This is a genomic window from Pseudomonas sp. JV241A (assembly GCF_900275665.1).
Classification (GTDB): Bacteria; Pseudomonadota; Gammaproteobacteria; order Pseudomonadales; family Pseudomonadaceae; genus Aquipseudomonas; species Aquipseudomonas wadenswilerensis.
The window spans coordinates 51,392-67,675 of the sequence record NZ_OPYO01000023.1; the positions used below are offsets into that span (position 1 = coordinate 51,392).

General features: G+C 65.7%; 13 protein-coding genes. 8 read left to right on the forward strand and 5 right to left on the reverse strand.

What is annotated here, in order from left to right; genetic code table 11:
- Positions 1–77: 77 nt before the first annotated feature.
- Positions 78–1,199, reverse strand: a complete 1,122-nt coding sequence (locus tag JV241A_RS14665) for an LLM class flavin-dependent oxidoreductase (RefSeq protein ID WP_115085954.1) — start codon at positions 1,197–1,199, stop codon at positions 78–80.
- Between the two features lie 126 nt (positions 1,200–1,325).
- Positions 1,326–2,510, reverse strand: a complete 1,185-nt coding sequence (locus JV241A_RS14670) for a flavin-dependent monooxygenase (RefSeq protein WP_134063238.1) — start codon at positions 2,508–2,510, stop codon at positions 1,326–1,328.
- A gap of 218 nt (positions 2,511–2,728) precedes the next feature.
- On the opposite strand from JV241A_RS14670, the gene JV241A_RS14675 reads away from it, so the two are divergent.
- From JV241A_RS14675 to JV241A_RS14700, 6 genes are all read left to right on the forward strand, one after another.
- Positions 2,729–3,244, forward strand: a complete 516-nt coding sequence (locus tag JV241A_RS14675; protein ID WP_115085952.1) for a flavin reductase family protein — start codon at positions 2,729–2,731, stop codon at positions 3,242–3,244.
- 9 nt (positions 3,245–3,253) lie between these two features.
- Entirely contained in the window at positions 3,254–4,933 is a 1,680-nt protein-coding gene (locus JV241A_RS14680) for an FAD-binding protein (RefSeq protein ID WP_134063240.1), read from the forward strand.
- A complete protein-coding gene (locus JV241A_RS14685; protein ID WP_134063242.1) occupies positions 4,921–5,676 on the forward strand; it encodes a glucose 1-dehydrogenase in 756 nt (251 codons plus the stop codon). The genes JV241A_RS14680 and JV241A_RS14685 overlap by 13 nt, the downstream gene beginning before the upstream one ends.
- Positions 5,677–5,689: 13 nt before the next feature.
- The gene (locus JV241A_RS14690) at positions 5,690–6,781 is read left to right on the forward strand and encodes a ferredoxin--NADP reductase (protein ID WP_134063244.1); all 1,092 of its coding nucleotides are present in this window, start codon (positions 5,690–5,692) and stop codon (positions 6,779–6,781) included.
- A 99-nt stretch (positions 6,782–6,880) separates the two neighbouring features.
- Positions 6,881–7,627: an SDR family oxidoreductase gene (locus JV241A_RS14695; protein ID WP_134063246.1), complete on the forward strand. Its 747-nt coding sequence runs from the start codon at positions 6,881–6,883 to the stop codon at positions 7,625–7,627.
- 66 nt (positions 7,628–7,693) lie between these two features.
- A complete protein-coding gene (locus tag JV241A_RS14700) occupies positions 7,694–9,265 on the forward strand; it encodes a FadD3 family acyl-CoA ligase (RefSeq protein ID WP_115085947.1) in 1,572 nt (523 codons plus the stop codon).
- 118 nt (positions 9,266–9,383) lie between these two features.
- Here the strand turns inward: JV241A_RS14700 and JV241A_RS14705 are convergent, their stop codons facing one another.
- Both JV241A_RS14705 and JV241A_RS14710 read right to left on the reverse strand, forming a co-directional pair.
- Complete coding sequence (locus JV241A_RS14705) at positions 9,384–10,262, reverse strand: SDR family NAD(P)-dependent oxidoreductase (RefSeq protein WP_115087675.1); 879 nt, start codon at positions 10,260–10,262, stop codon at positions 9,384–9,386.
- An 11-nt stretch (positions 10,263–10,273) separates the two neighbouring features.
- Positions 10,274–12,010 carry an FAD-dependent oxidoreductase gene (locus tag JV241A_RS14710; protein WP_115087676.1) on the reverse strand — a complete coding sequence of 579 codons (1,737 nt, stop codon included), beginning with the start codon at positions 12,008–12,010 and terminating at the stop codon, positions 10,274–10,276.
- A gap of 257 nt (positions 12,011–12,267) precedes the next feature.
- Between JV241A_RS14710 and JV241A_RS14715 the strand changes: the two genes are divergently transcribed.
- Together JV241A_RS14715 and JV241A_RS14720 are read left to right on the forward strand one after the other, a co-directional pair.
- Positions 12,268–13,845 carry a DUF1302 domain-containing protein gene (locus JV241A_RS14715; RefSeq protein ID WP_134063248.1) on the forward strand — a complete coding sequence of 526 codons (1,578 nt, stop codon included), beginning with the start codon at positions 12,268–12,270 and terminating at the stop codon, positions 13,843–13,845.
- 23 nt (positions 13,846–13,868) lie between these two features.
- On the forward strand, positions 13,869–15,248 hold the full coding sequence (locus JV241A_RS14720; protein ID WP_115087678.1) for a DUF1329 domain-containing protein: 1,380 nt from the start codon (positions 13,869–13,871) through the stop codon (positions 15,246–15,248).
- A gap of 57 nt (positions 15,249–15,305) precedes the next feature.
- Here JV241A_RS14720 and JV241A_RS14725 read toward each other — a convergent pair whose 3' ends face one another.
- On the reverse strand, positions 15,306–16,274 hold the full coding sequence (locus tag JV241A_RS14725) for a DHH family phosphoesterase (RefSeq protein ID WP_115087679.1): 969 nt from the start codon (positions 16,272–16,274) through the stop codon (positions 15,306–15,308).
- Between the last annotated feature and the right edge of the window lie 10 nt (positions 16,275–16,284).

The following is a 16,284-nucleotide window of genomic DNA, read 5'->3' on the forward strand; positions in this document are numbered from 1 at the left end:
GACTAGCGGGAGCGGGCTAGTTTCGCGGGACAAGCCCGCGCCTACACAGGAGCGGCTTTGACCCGCGATGCTTACCCTTACTGCTTGCGAAAATGCGGAATTACCTTCTCGCCGATGTTGCGCAGGGTCTCCAGCTGGGCCCATTGCGGCACGGTGCCCATCTGGCAGATGAACAGGATCTCGTCGGCGCCGGCGTCGATCAGGCGTTGCACGTAACCGATGCAATCTTCGACCGTGCCATAGGCATGGTTGGGGTTCATCATCGCCATGGTCGGGTCGGAGAAGTCGACGCTGACTTCCTCGGAGGCAAAGCGCGACTTGATCACCGCCTGGCCGTTGCCGTCGACGTAGGTATCGTCCTTCCACTTTTCCGGGTCCGGACGCTCGCCGCCGCCGTACCAGTAGCCCAGCGACTCCATGAAGTAGCGCTGGCCACGGATGCCGATGCGCCGCGCCAGTTCGTTGTCGTCAAGGACGATGGCCGGGCACAGCGCGGCAATATGGCGGTTGGGACGAAAGCCCACCTGCTTCTTCTCGTCACGGTTGTCCCAGGCCTGGTGATAGACCTCGACCTTCTTGGCGATTTCTTCCGGGCCGCCGAAGCCCAGCACCAGCGCGCCCATGCCGCGGCCACCAGCGTTCTTCAGCGATTCGGTGTTGGTGCAGGCCAGGTACATCGGTGGGTGTGGGTCCTGGTACGGCTTGGGATGGATCGGCCGCTTGGGGATCTGCACGAAGTCGCCGTGGTGCTCGATCTCGTCCTGAACGAAGATTTTCGGGATCAGGTACATGGCTTCATCGATCTGCGGCTGCAGGGTCGCCAGGTCGTAGCCGAAGGTACCGGCCTCCTGCTGGGTGCCGCCCTTGCCCACGCCAAAATGCACCCGGCCCTTGGACAGCAGGTCGAGGGTAGCGATGCGCTCGGCGACCTTGACCGGGTGGTTCATCGCCGGCGGCAGGCACACCACGCCATGGCCAATGCCGATGCGCTCGGTTTTGCCGGCAACAAAGGCGAGCATGGTTTCCGGCGCCGACATGTGCGAGTAGTTGCTCAGTGCGGTGTGCTCCACGCACCAGAAGGTGTCGAAACCGAGCTGGTCGGCCAGCACCGCCTGCTCGACGGTGTCATCGAAGATCTTGCGGTCGCCTTCGCGACTGGAGTCCACCGTCTGTGCTTCGTAAATCAATGAGAATTTCATGCTTGATCCTTGTTCTTGTTAACGGCTCGGTCGGCGCCTGGGACCCGCGCCTTGCCACCATGCTCGGGGATCGCCGCGCCGCTCGAATCCCGCAAACGGACTAGCCGGTTTCTGTGTTCGACCGGTTCAGAGGAAGAAGTCGCTGCTGTCCTGGCCCATGCTCACGCCGCCCAGGTTCCAGGCGTACTTGGCCGGGTTGTTGGCGACGTGGGCGCGGCCGGTATGAATGTCGCGAAAGGCGCGGTTGATGGCGTGGCTGCGAAAGATCGTCGAGGCGCCGCTGTTGAACATCAGCTCGGCCACCGCCTTGGCGCACTTGTCGGCGACCAGCGCCGAGTCGTAGCGCATCTTCACCCGCGCCTGCATGGCCAGCGCTTCGCCGGCCTCGGCGGCCTGGAGCATGAAATCGAAATTGCGCAGCAACACCGTGCGGCACTCGTCGACGCAGACCATGGCATTGGCCAGGGCGGTTTGCGCCGCCGGGTCCTGGAGCATCTTGCGCCCGTCGTTGACGCCGACGCGGCTGCGGTTGTGCTCGACGAACAAGTCGATCGCGCCCTGCAGGGCCCCAATCGCCGAAGACGACACCGCGCGCACGAAGATCTGCCCGAACGGCAGGCGGAACAACGGCGCACTGTTGACCGCGTTACCCGGGCTGTATTGCATGAAGCCGTCGACAGCGCGGTGGGTGCGGTAGTCGGGGACGAAGGCATCGCTCACCTGGATGTCGTGAGAGCCAGTCGCCTCCAGGCCCATGACGTTCCAGTTGTCGATGATCTGGTAGTCGCTGCGCGGCACCAGGAAGGTCCGGTAGTCCGGCGCCCCGCCGGCTTCTTCGGGCGGTACCAGGGCGCCGAGAAATGCCCACTGGCAGTGCTTGCTGCCCGAGGAAAAACCCCAGCGTCCACTGAGCTTGAAGCCGCCCTCGACACGCTCGACCTTGCCCACCGGCATATAGGACGAAGAAATCAGCACGCTGGAATCCTCGCCCCAGACATCCTGGGCGGCGCGGTCGTCGAACAGCGCCAGTTGCCAGTTGTGGATGGCCACCACCCCGAGCACCCAGGCCGACGACATGCAGCCTTCGGCCAGGGTCATCTGCACCTCGAAGAAATCCCGCGGCTGCAGCTCGTAGCCTTCCCAGCGCGCCGGCTGGAGGATGCGAAAAAAGCCGGCTTCGTGGAAATCGCGCAGGGTTTCGGCCGGCAGCTGGCCAAGTTGCGCGGCATGGGCGGCACGTTCACGCAGGATCGGCACCAGCTCGCGGGCGCGCTGGGCCAGACGCTGGCGTATCAGGTCTTGGTTGAGCATGTTGTTATTCTCCTCTGATCACCCCGTCCGCCGGGGCGCGCGTGCAGCAGAGGCGCAACCGGCCTCTACCCCGGCATTCAAGCAAGGCGCCCGGCGGCCAACATCCCTCAAACGGACCATGCAGCGACGGCGCGCCTCGACTAGTCCCCTCGGACGATGTTGGGCCTTGCGCCGGTTGCAAGAATTCATCGCACTCCAAGCCAACCAGAGGCCGTGCGATGAACAACAACAATCTCAAAGCCGACATGCTCCAGGCCATGCGCCGCCTGGCCAAATCCGTGACCATCATCAGTACCAGCAACGGCACCCAGCGCTTCGCCATGGCCGCCACCGCGGTCGATTCGCTGAGCACCGAGCCGCCGTCGCTGCTGATCTGCGTGAACACCAGCGCCTCACCGCATGCCGCCCTGGCAGACGGTGCCGACTTCTGCGTGAACATCCTCGGTGTCGAGCAGCAGGACCTTGCGCACCTGTGCAGCGGCGCGATCAAGGGCGAGGCGCGCTTCGAGCGTGGCGACTGGCAGACCAGCGAAGAAGGCATTCCGTTTCTGGCCGATGCCCAATCGTCGATTCTGTGCCGCCAGGATGGGCGCATGACCTATGGCACCCACACCATTTTCATCGGCCGCATCCTGCGCATCCGCACCAGCCCGACCATCACCCCGCTGGTGTACCTGGATGGCAGCTACACCACCACGGCGGCGCCGGCGCGCATGATTGCGGCAGCGGGCTGAGGCCGGCGCATGAGCAGCCTGAACGGGTTGATGCCACTGCGAGTGGACAGTGCCGAACAGTTGCACTGGCACGCACAGGCCGAGCTGGTGGTGGTCGGTTTTGGCGGCGCCGGTGTCTGCGCCGCCATCGAGGCCGCCAGCCGCGGGCTCAGCGTGCTGGCCCTGGACCGCTTCGCCGGTGGCGGTGCCACGGCGCTCAGCGGTGGCGTGGTCTATGCCGGCGGCGGCACGCCCTACCAGCAGCGCGCCGGGTACCCGGACAACAGCGAGGCAATGTTCAACTATTTGAACCAGGAAGTCGGCGAAGCGGTATCGGCCGGCACCTTGCGCGATTTCTGCGAGCGCAGCTGCGAGCAGCTGGTCTGGCTGGAACGCCACGGCGTGGCTTTCGAAGCCAGTGTGCCGCCGCAGAAAACCTCCTACCCCAGCGACCGATACTACCTCTATTACTCAGGCAACGAAGCGGTGCCGGCCTACGCCGCGCAGGCAAGCCCCGCACCGCGCGGCCACCGGGCCAAAGGCCCGGGCATGTCCGGTGCCAGCCTGTTTGCGCCGCTGCGCGCCAGCGCTTTGAAGCTGGGCGTGCGCCTGCGCAGCCAGTGCGAAGTCCGCCAACTGGTTCTGGACAACCACGACCGGGTAGTCGGTGTGGTGGCCTGGCAACTGCCTGCCGATAGCCGCGCTGCCCGCCGCCATGCACGCCTGGCGCGCTGGGCCAGTGCCATCCATATGTACGCCCCGGCGCTGGCCGACATGCTGCGCAAGCGCCTGCGGCAGATCGAGCAGCGCCATGCAGTGCGCACCCTGATCCGCGCCGAAAAAGGCCTGCTGCTCAGCTGTGGCGGCTTCATCTTCAACCGCGCCCTGGTAGCCCGGCATGCGCCGCAGTACCTGGCCGGCCTGCCGCTGGGCACCACCGCCTGCGATGGCAGCGGCCTGCTCCTGGGCCAGAGCGCCGGGGGCACCTTGGCACGCATGGACAAGGTCAGCGCCTGGCGCTTTATCAACCCACCGCTGGCCTGGGCCCGCGGCATGATCGTCAACGGCTTCGGCCAGCGCTACTGCAACGAAGAGGTGTACGGCGCCACCCTCGGCCATGCCATGGTCGAGGAGCAGAACGGCAAGGCCATCCTGATCCTCAATCGCGCCCTGGTGCGCCAGGCGCTCAAGCAGGTCGGCCCGGGCAAGGTGTGGAACTTCCAGCGCCTGCCGGTGCTGCTCAACCTGCTGTTCAACGCCAAACGCGGCAACAGCCTGGAACTACTGGCCGAACGCTGCGGCTTGCCCGTGGGCAACCTGCGTCAGAGCGTGGCGCAGTACAGCCGTGCGGCCCGTGGCGAAATCGCCGACCCGCTGGGCAAGTCGGCAGCCATGCTCTGCCCGCTGGACAGCGGCCCCTGGTATGCGCTGGACCTGTCCTACGACAGCCGCCTGTTCCCCTGCCCGGCCCTGACCCTGGGCGGCCTGCGCGTCGACGAGGGCAGCGGCGCGGTGCTCGACCTGCACGGCACGCCTATCGCCGGGTTGTACAGCGCCGGACGCAATGCCGTGGGTGTCGCCTCCAACCTGTATGTCTCCGGCCTGTCCCTGGCCGACTGCATTTATTCCGGGCGGCGCGCCGCGGCGCACATCGCCGCGCGCACCGCCCCCAACCCCGCACCATCAGGAGAACAACCATGCAACGTGTAGAAGGCAAAGTCTGCATCGTCACCGGCGCCGCCAGCGGCATCGGCCGCGAGGACGCCCTGCTGCTGGCCAGCCAGGGCGCCCGGGTGGTGCTCACCGACCTCAATGAACAGGCCGGGCGCGAAGTCGCCGCGCAGATCGGCAGCAATGCGCTGTTCATCCGCCACGACATCGCCAGCGAAAGCGATTGGCAGCAGGTGATCAAGACCACCCTGGAGCACTTCGGGCGCCTCGATGTACTGGTCAACAATGCCGCCATCCTGGTGGCCGGAACCATCGAGAACACCTCGCTGGAAACCTGGCAGAAGGTGCAGAAGATCAACGGCGACGGCTATTTTCTCGGCTGCAAATATGCCATTGAAGCCATGAAGGACAGCGGCGGCGGCTCGATCGTCAACATGTCCTCGGTAGCCGCCCTCGGCGCCATGCCGATGTTCTGCGCCTACTCGGCCTCCAAGGGCGCGGTGGCGGCGATGACCCGCTCCATTGCCCTGCACTGCAAGCAGCAGGGTTATCGCATCCGCTGCAACAGTGTGCACCCGGACGGCGTCAACACGCCGATGACCCAGGCCCTGGCCGGTGGCCAGCCGATCGACCAGGCGCTGCTCGACCAGGATCCGATGAACCGCATGTGCGCGCCGCGCGATATCGCCAACGTGGTGCTGTTTTTGGCCAGCGACGAATCTAACTTCGTCAACGGTGCCGAACTGCGCGTGGACAACGCGCAATTGATCAGCGGCATCTGAGGCGAGGATGAACATGGGCATGCAGGCGCTTGGGCAGGACTCGCTGGTTTCGGCCACCGGAAGCTATCGGCTGCAGGTTTGCGCGGTCATCGACGAAACCGCCGATGCGCGTTCGCTGGTACTGGAGGTGCCGGCGCAGTTGCGCGAGCGCTTTCGCTACCAGCCGGGGCAGTTCTTGAGCTTTCGCGTGCCCTGTGCCGGCAAACTGCTGACCCGCTGCTACTCCATGGCAAGCTCGCCGCTGTGCGATGCCCGGCCCAAGGTGACCATCAAGCGGGTCGCCGGGGGCCGGGTATCGAACTGGATGAACCAGCAGGTGCAGGTCGGCGACTGGCTCGAGGTGCTGCCGCCAGCCGGGCACTTCTGCCTGGATGAAAGCCAGGCCAGCGACCCGGCGCGGCCGCTGGTGCTGTTCGGCGGCGGCTCGGGCATCACCCCGGTGATCTCGATCCTCAAGTCGACGTTGCACAGCAGCGAACGGCCGATCCGGCTGGTGTATGCCAACCGCGACGAAGCCTCGGTGATCTTTCGCGACGAACTGCGCCAGCTGAGCCAGGACCACCCGCAACGCCTGCAGGTGATCCACCTGCTCGATTCGCTGCAAGGTTTTTTGCGCGACTCCCAGGTGCAGCAACTGGTGGGCGAAATGCGTGGCGGCGATTACTTCATCTGCGGCCCGGGGCCGTTCATGGACACCGTCGAGCGCAGCCTGCTGGCCTTGGGCGAGGCCGCCGAGTGCATCCATGTCGAGCGTTTCGTCTCCCCGCCCGATCCCGATGAAGTCGCAGCGCAAGAAGCCATTGCCCGCGCGGCCGCCAGTGAGTCGGCCTGCGAGCTGCTGCTGGTCGAGCTCGACGGCCAGCAACACGAAGTCGCCTGCCAGCCCGGCGATACTCTGCTGCAAAGCTGCCGTGCGGCGGGCCTGGAGGTACCGTCATCCTGCGAAGAAGGTTTTTGCGGGGCCTGCATGTGTACGGTGCTCGAGGGTGAAACCCGCCTGGCGCGCAACGATGTGCTCAGCGCCCGGGAGCTGGAAGAAGGCTGGACCCTGGCTTGCCAGAGCCGGCCGCTGGGCGCGCGGGTACGCTTGAAGTTCCCCGGGTGAGGGCCTGTGCCCGCTAGTCTCATCGGACGATCACTGCGGCCCCGACTGCGGTTAGACTCGGCGCCAGAAGCCCCACAACAATAAAACAGAGGTTCAGTTATGGCTCGTTTGCACAACAAGGTCGCCGTGGTCACCGGCGGCGCATCGGGTATCGGCCTGGCGTGCGTGCGCCGCTTCTTGGCCGAGGGTGCTCAGGTCGTCGGCCTGGACATTGGCGAGGCCCCGGCGGACTTTCCCGGCCTGTTCATGAGCCTGGATGTGCGTGATGAACCCCGCGTGCAGCAGGTGATGAGCGAAGTCATCAGCCGCTTCGGGCGTATCGATGTGCTGGTCAATGCCGCTGGCGTCGCCGACCAGGGCAGCGTGACCCAGACCACGACCGCCAACTGGCAGCGGGTGCTGGACATCAACCTCACCGGCAGCATGCTCACCAGCAAACACGTGCTGGCGCAGATGGAGTCCCAGCGCAGCGGCTCGATCATCAACATCGGCTCGATCTTCGGCCTGCAGGGCTGCGACGGCAACGTCGCCTACAACGTCTCCAAAGGTGGCATCAACCAGCTGACTCGCTCGATGGCCATCGACTACGGCTACGCCAACATCCGCGTCAACGGCCTGTGCCCTGGCCTGATCGAAACACCGATGACCAGCATGGTCCGCGAACAACAGGCGTTCCACGCCTTCTTCGCCTCGCAGCACATGCTCAACCGTTCCGGGCAGCCGGACGAGGTGGCCAATGTCGCGCTGTTCCTCGCCTCCGACGAAGCCTCGTTCGTCAGCGGCCAGATGATTGCCGTGGACGGCGGTTTTTCCGCTGGCCGCCGCTTCGCCCCGCCTAGCGCCTGACCCCGTGTGCCGGGCACCCCGCCCGGCCCCTTCCCTGCTCATTCATCCTCAGCCTGAGGAGGCATCATGCTGCCTGTCGAAAACGCTCAGACCATCGCCCAACTGTTCGCCAACGCGGCCCGGGAATACGCCGACAAGCCGGCCATCGAAGACGGTGGGCAGATCATCAGCTACCGCCAGCTTGACCAGTTGCGCCAGCAGGCCGCCCGCGCCCTGCTGGCCCTGGAGGTACAAGTGGCCGACCGGGTGGCGGTGTGGGCGCCCAACCTGTGGGAATGGATCGTCGCCGCCGGCGCCCTGCAGAGCGTCGGCGCCACCCTGGTGCCACTGAACACGCGCATGAAGGGCAGCGAAGCCGGGCATATCCTGCGCGAAAGCGGCACCTGCGTGCTGTTTTGCATCAGCCGCTTTCTCGACACCGACTACCCCGCCATGCTCGTCGGCGAAGCGCTGCCGGCGCTGCGTGAGGTGATCAGCCTGCGACCGGTAGATCAGCCACAGAGCGGCCTGGCCTGGGAGGCCTTCATGGCCCTCGCGGAACGGGTGCCGGACGCCCTGCTGCAAGCCCGTGAGCAGCACGTCGGGCCGCAGACCCTGTCTGATCTGCTGTTCACCTCCGGCACTTCCGGCAAACCCAAGGGTGTGATGACCGCCCACGGCCAGAACCTGCAAGTGGTGCGCGACTGGAGCGAGATCGTCGGCCTGCGCCGGGGCGATCGCTACCTGATCGTCAATCCGTTCTTCCATTCCTTTGGCTACAAGGCCGGCTGGCTGGCGGCACTGATGCGCGGCTGCACCATCGTCCCGCAGCAGGTGTTCGAGGTGCAGGCCGTGCTCGACTGTGTGCAGCGCGAGCGGATCAACATCCTGCCCGGGCCGCCGACCCTTTATCAGTCACTGCTGGCCCACCCGCAACGCTTGGACTACGACCTGAGTTCGCTGCGCATCGCCGTCACCGGTGCCGCCGCGATCCCGGTAGAGATGATCGGGCGCATGCGCGAGGAGCTGGGCTTTGCCACCATCGTCACCGCCTACGGCCTGACCGAAGCCTGCGGCTTTGCCAGCATCTGCCGCCCCGGTGACAGCGCCGAACGGGTCGCCAGCACCAGCGGCCGGGCCATGCCCGGGGTTCAGATCCGTTGCGTCAACAGCAGCGGCGCCAGCGTGCCGGCCAACGTGCCCGGCGAGGTACTGATTCGTGGCTACAACCTGATGCGCGGCTACCTCAACGACCCGCAGGCCAGCCTGGAAGCGGTGGATGCCGAGGGCTGGCTGCACACCGGCGACATCGGCGTGCTCGATGAACACGGTTACCTGCGCATCACCGACCGGCTCAAGGACATGTTCATCACCGGTGGCTTCAACGTCTACCCGGCGGAGATCGAACAGACCCTGTTGCAGTACCCGGGGGTGGCCCAGGCTGCAGTGATCGGCATAGCCGATGAACGTCTGGGGGAAGTGGCCATGGCCTTTTTGCTGGCGGTGCCTGGGCAGGTGATCGACGTGGCAAAGTTCACTACCTGGTGCCGAGAGCAGATGGCCAATTACAAGGTGCCGCGGCGGGTGCAAGTGGTCGAGGCCTTGCCGCTCAATGCCACGGGCAAGGTGGCCAAGCAGGTGTTGCGCGGCTGGGTGTGAGGGCTGCTGTGCAGCCCATCGCCGGCAAGGCCGGCTCCCACAGGGGCCGGTGCATGCATATCCATTGTGGGAGCCGGCGTTGCCGGCGATCGAGCCCGCAGGGGTCGCAATCCGCCGCTCAGATCACCCGCGCCGGATGCTGCTGGCGCGGGTCCCCCAGCAAGCCACGATGCGAAGGCGGCTGGCGCCCGCCCGCTTCGCTGATGCCATAACCCCCGGCTATCTCGGCAGTGATCAGGGTTTGCCCGGAATAGCTCATCAACTGCGGATCGTTGAGCAGCGCATGAATCACTCGCCCATTGAACTGCGGGGTCTCGGCATCGGCGAGGAACGCCTTGTACTGCTCACCATGTTGTTCGCCGGCAACCCGCGTGCGTTCGGTCAATTGCGGGCCGAGCCACAGCGACAAGGCCGCCACGCCCTGGCCTTCAAAATCGATGGCCATGTCGGCGGCCAGCTTGTCGCAGCCGGCCTTCTGCGCGCCATAGGCCGGCCCGTGCATGTAGCAGCCAGCGCCGAACGAGGAAGTGAAACACACCAGCCCCTGACGGCTGCGCAGCAACAACGGCGCAGCATGGTAGCTGGCGACATAGGCCGAACGCAGGCCGACATCGAGGATGCGCACCAGCTCCAGCGGCTTGGCCCAGAACGGCCCCGGCTCGATCAACTGGTCATGGATGAAGGCCGCGTTGTTGACCAACAGATCCAGGTGCCCGCATTCGCGTTCAACCTGGGCGAACAGCGCCTGCACCTGGGCATCGTCGCCATGATCGCAGGTCACCGCGATGCCCTGCCCGCCCACGGCGCTGATGGCCTGGGCGGTGGCCTGCAGGTCACCGTCCAGGGCGTGGCCATACAAACGTGAACCGCCCTGCCCACGAGCGCGGCCGGTAATATAAACGGTCATGCCGGCCGCGCCGAGGGCCAGAGCGATGCCTTGGCCGACACCGCGACTGGCGCCGGTAACCACGGCAACCTGCCTGTGTTGTGTATTCATGGGGTGCATCCTCAAGAAACCAGTGCCACCTGGGCCTGGGGGTTACTGGCAAGCGCGCCAATGTGATTGGCGGCCAGGTAGCCGAAAGTCATGGCCGGGCCGAGGGTCGAACCCGCCCCCGGATAGGTGCGGCCCATCATCGATGCAGCGCTGTTGCCGATGGCATACAGGCCGAGGATCGGTTGGCCGTCCTCGTGCAATACCCGCGCATGCACATCGGTCAGCAAGCCGCCCTTGGTGCCGATGTCACCGGCGTCGACCCGCACCGCATAGAACGGCGCCTGCAGCAACGGCGCCAGGCACGGGTTGGGCTGCACGCCAGGGTCGCCGTAATAGCGGTCGAACAAGGATTCGCCCTTGGCGAAATCCTCGTCGCGACCCAGGCTGGCCATGGCATTGAAGCGCTGCACGGTACGCGCCAGGCCGGCAGGGTCGACACCGATGCTGCTCGCCAGTGCTTCGAGGCTGCTGGCCTTGTGAAAGTAATCGCGCAGGTGCCGGGGCAACTGCCAGTCGCGCTGGGCATAGCCCGGCAACAGCGCACCACAGGGGTATTTGCGGCGAAAACTGGCGTCAAAGACCATCCAGCACGGCACGCTGCTGGCGCCTTCACGGTTGTTGGCATACATGGCGTAGACGATGTCGGTGTAGGGCGCAGCCTCGTTGACGAAGCGTTCGCCAGCCGCGTTAACCAGGACGCACCCCGGCAAGGTACGTTCGACGAACAGTGCGCGCTGCTTCTCTTCGCCCTGCACATGGGTGGTCGGCGCCCACCAGCTGTGTTCCATCAGCGCGGTACGCGCACCCACTGCCTGGCCTGCACGAATGCCGTCGCCAGTGTTGTTCGGCGGCGTCGCGCTCCAGCTGGCTTGCGAGGGCTGCGGGTGGTACTGGTCACGCATCGCCTGGTTACGCTCGAAGCCCCCGGCGGCAATGATCACCCCGTGACGCGCCTTGATCCTCACCAGTTTGCCGTCGCGGCGGACCTGGGCGCCGCCGATCCGCCCGTCGACAATCAGCAGCTGCTCCAGCGCACAGTCGAGCCACAGCGGTACCTCTCGGTCGAGCATCGAGCAGCGCAAGGCCCCGACCAGGGCATTGCCCAGGGTCAGGAAGCGATCCCGGCGCGACAGCTTGCGGCCCTTGCGGTCACGCCAGTAGCGCCACATCACCCGCAGGGTCAGGCGCAGCCAGCCCTTGCCGCGACACAGCAGTACCTGGGCTTCTTTCATGGTCATGGCCATCCGGCCCATCATCAGCGTGCCCGGTGACGGCGCACGCATCTTGAGGAATTCGTCGCCCAGCTGCACCGCGTCGAACGGCAAGGGGTCCATCGAGCGATAGCCGGGCTTGCCGCCCGGCACTTCGGGGTAGTAGTCGGCATATTGCGGTTGCGCCTCGAAGCGCACCCGCGAGTGTTGTTCGAGGTATTCGAGCATCCGCCGGCCCTGCTCGACATAGGTCTCGATGCGCCCGTCGTCGATCTCGCCATGGGTGACGGCCCTGAGGTAGGCGATGGCTTCTTCGGCCGAGTCCTGCCCGCCCAGGGCGCTGATGCGCGGGTTGTTCGGGATCCAGATACCGCCGCCGGATACCGCCGAGGTACCGCCGTATTCGCTACTTTTCTCGATCAGCAGGGCCTTGAGCCCCAGGTCGTGGGCGCGCAGGGCGGCGGTCATGCCGCCGGCCCCCGAACCGATCACCAGCACGTCGCAACATTGGTCCCACTCGATCCCGGCTTCGTTCATGTGTTCACCTTTTCCAGGGCAACAGACAACAGGCCGCGCCGGCTGTCGGCCGGGGGCATTGGCCCGCTGATTGTTCGGTGCCCGGCACCGGCCAACATCGTCCGATGGGACTAGCGCCAACGCCCTGCTCACTCGGCGGTTTCGCTTAGTCCGCTTGGACGATGTTGCGCCGCCAAGGGGATTCCATAGTCGCCCCAGCTTCACCTCCCACCTTGAATACGGCGGTCGGGCAGGTCTGACCGCGGCATGAGGACGACATGATAAAAACAACAATCGCCCCACCTTCACTGAACACCTGCGTGCGCCTGGGGATGTTGATGCTGGCTGGCGGCCTGGGCAGCCCGGCCAGCGCCCTGACCTTCCAGGCCAACGATGACCTGAGCATCGACTGGGACACCACCCTGACCTACAGCCTGGCCTGGCGTACCGAGGGCCGCGACCACAAGCTGGTGGCCAACGCCGACGGCAACGATGGCGACAACGCTTTCGACAGGGGCAGCCTGATCACCAACCGCGTCGGCTTTCTCACCGAAGCCAACCTCAAGTGGCAGAACGACTTCGGCCTGTTCATGCGCGCTGCCGGCTTCTACGACAACGTCTACGACCAGGGCAACGACAACGGCACCGGTGCCTCCAACTGCCTGGCCAGCGGCAACTGCCGGCGCGCCGACCGCTTCTCCCAGGACACCATCGACCAGCACCGCGACGACCTGCGCCTGCTCGACGCCTATGCCTATGGCAGCTGGGACGTCGGCGGCCACAACCTCAATCTGCGAGTCGGCGATCAGGTGGTGAGCTGGGGTGAAAGTCTGTTCTACCCGGGCATCTCCGCCGCCCAGAGCCCGGTCGATGCGACCAAGGCCACCACCCCCGGGGTCGAGGTCAAGGAAGTGCTGCTGCCGGTGGGCCAGGTGTTCGGCCAGTTCAGCCTGACCGACGCCCTGGAGCTGCAGGCCTACTACCAGTACAAATGGGAGAAGACCGACTTGTTCGGGGTTGGCAGCTATTTTTCCAGCACCGACCTGATCGACCGCGGCGGCTTCAGCGATGCCTCAGGCTTCGTCACCCGCCTCAAGGACGACGAACCCAGTGACAGCGGCCAGTACGGCGTGGCCCTGCGCTACACCGCCGAGTCGCTGAACAACACCGAGTTCGGCCTCTACTACTCGCGCTACCACGACAAGAACCCGTCGCTGGATTTCCAGACCGACCTGGGCCATTACCGCGTGCGCTACTTCGACAACATCGACCAGTACGGCGCCAGCTTCGGCACCGTGCTCGGCGACACCAGCATCGCCGGTGAAGTCAGCTACCGCGACGGCGCGCCGGTGATGGTCGACAACGGTTTCTCCAGCCCCGTGCGGGCGCAGACCCTGCAGGCCCAGGTGTCGATGATCCACGTGGTCGGCCCGACCGCCTTTGCCGACAACACCACCCTGGTCGGCGAGCTGGTCTACAACACCGTGCTCGACAACGACGCCTCGACCCCGGTGACCCTGGCCCCCGGCCTGACCCTGCCCGGCACCGACAGCCTGGTCCTGGACCGCGACGCCTGGGGCTACACGGTACAGGCGACCTTCGACTACAACGACGTGTTCAGCGGCTGGGACATGTCGGTACCGGTCACCTACAGCAGCGCCGCCCAGCACGACAGCGCCCTGACTGGCTCGATCAATGCCGGGCAAGGCGATGAGCGCGCGAGCATCGGCACCACCTGGCGCTACCTCGGCAACTTCACCGTCGAAGCGCTCTACAACGCCTACCTGGGCAATGCCAACAATTCGCCCCTGGCCGACCGCGACAACGTCGCCCTCAACTTCAAGTACCGCTTCTGAAGCCCCTGATGGAGGAGCACCGCATGTCTACTCTCACGCATCCCTGGTTGCGCACCACCCTCGCGGCCGCCCTGCTCGGCGCAAGCCTGGCCCACGCCAATGTCAGCAACGACGATGCCGCGCGCCTGGGCAAGGACCTGACCCCGGTCGGCGCCGAACGCGCCGGCAACGCCGATGGCAGCATTCCGGCCTGGACCGGAAAATGGCGCGGCCTGCCACCACAGCTCAAGTTCGCCGGCCCCGGCACGCCCTACCCTGACCCTTACGCCGACGAAAAACCGCTGTTCACCATTACCGCGCAGAACGTCGAGCAGTACGCCGCCAACCTCACTGACGGCCAGAAGGCACTGTTCAAGCGCTACCCGAGCTCGTTCAAGATTCCGGTCTACCCCAGCCATCGGGACTTCAGGGTCGACCAGGCCAGCGAGGATGCCCTCAAGCGCAACGCGCTCAACGCCACGCTCAGCGCCGACGGCAACGATGCAATCAACGCCTTTGGCGCCTCGCCGTTCCCGATCCCGAAAAACGGCAACGAGCTGATCCTCAACCACAACATGCAGGCGCGGGCGACTACCGAAGAGGCCAACTACCAGCAGGTGGTGGTCTATGCCGACAACAACAAGGCCCTGGAAAAGGTCAACTACAAGATCTACTCGCTGTGGTCCGACCCCAAGCAGAGCGTGGAAAGCGTCAATGGCGTGTTCACCGACTTCCTGCTCACTACGCTTGAGCCGGTGCGCAAGAAAGGCGAAATCATCGTCGGCCACGAGTTCATCAACGCCGCCGCCCAGCCGCGCCAGGCCTGGCAGTACACCCCGGGCCAGCGCCGGGTACGCCGCGCGCCAACCGTCGGCTACGATTCGCCAACCGGCGCCGGCGGCTTTCGCGTCTACGATGAAGACCGCCTGTTCAACGGTGCCACCGACCGCTACGACTGGAGCATCGTCGGCAAGAAAGAGATCTACATCCCCTACAACAACTACAAGATCGACAGCCCCGAGGTGAATACCGCGCAGATCCTCTCCACCAGCGGCCATATCAACCCGGAGCTGATGCGCTATGAAAAACACCGGGTGTGGGTGCTGCAGGCGACGCTCAAGCCATCTGCCCGGCACATCTATGCCAAGCGCCTGATCTACATCGATGAAGACAGCTGGGCCGCGACCCTGGCCGACAACTTCGACGCCCGCGGGCAACTGTGGCGCACCAACATGCAGACCTCGGTGTACGCCTATGAGATCCAGCGTTTCCATGCCCGCCTGGGGATCTACCATGACCTGATCGCCGGCTCCTACCTGGTCGACCGCCTGCTTGACGAGCAGAAACCGGCCAAGCTCAACGCCAGCAACTTTGCCGCCGACGAGTTCACTCCCGGCAACCTGCGCAAGCTCGGTACCCGCTAACCCCCCACGCAGCAAAACCCAACGCCCCGCCCGATCCGGTCGGGGCGTTGGTCTTTCTCAGCGATAGCAATCCAGCAAACGTTCAGCGACTTCCTGCAACTGCGCGTCAGTCAGGCGATTGATCCCGGCAGCACGCTTGCGCCCGCCGCCGGAGGGGAACTGGCGGCAGAAGGCATCTGCCGCCAGCCCGGCATCTTCCGGCACCCGCAAACTGAACCCCCAGCCACCCTCGGCCCTGGCGCTGAGCAAGCCGATCGCCTTGCCTGGCGCCCCTGCTGCCAGCTGGTTGGCCAGCACGCCACTGACCCGACGCGCCCAGGGTTGCGCAGGCAAGCGGTAGATCAGCACGCCCTGGCCCGCCTGCCACGGCTCAAGGCCTGTGGCGGCGGCCATGTCGGCGGCATGGCCGCTGCGCAGGGTGGTAAAGCTGGTGCTGTGGCGGATGAAGTCCAGCGGATCGCGATACGGCAACAGCTCGGCGGCCAGCGCCAACGGCTCGAAGTGCAGGTCGGCCAGGCTGTCGCCATAGGCGTTGTAGTTGAGCAACAGGCCCAGTTCCTCCAGAGCGCGCACATCCTCTTCGTCCAGGCCATGTTGCGCCGCCAGCGCCAGCGCCGGGCCGGTCATACCGTCACCGAAGGCAGCCGCCACCGCCCAGCGGTGATGGCGCCCGCCCAGATAACGGTTGACCAGCAGGCTGGTACACACCTCGGCGGCGGTGTCGATGAACGACTCGAACGCCGGGTGGCGCGGCAGTTCGCCGGCAAAGTGGTGGTCGAAGTAGCGCACCCGGGCGCCGGCATCGAGCAGGCGCCGGGTGGCCTCACGGTTCTGTTCGTGGGCCACGTCCAGCACCGTGACCCGCTCGCCGGGCCCGGCCTGGACCCGGCGTAACAGCTCGATGTCGCGCTTGACCCCGCTGACCAGGTGCACCGTTGGCGCCAGTTCGCCAGCCAGACGCAGTTGCTGCAAGGCGCAGAGCCCGTCGGCATCGCCATTGAAGGCGCAGTGATCGATGGTGTTCATCTGCAGCCCT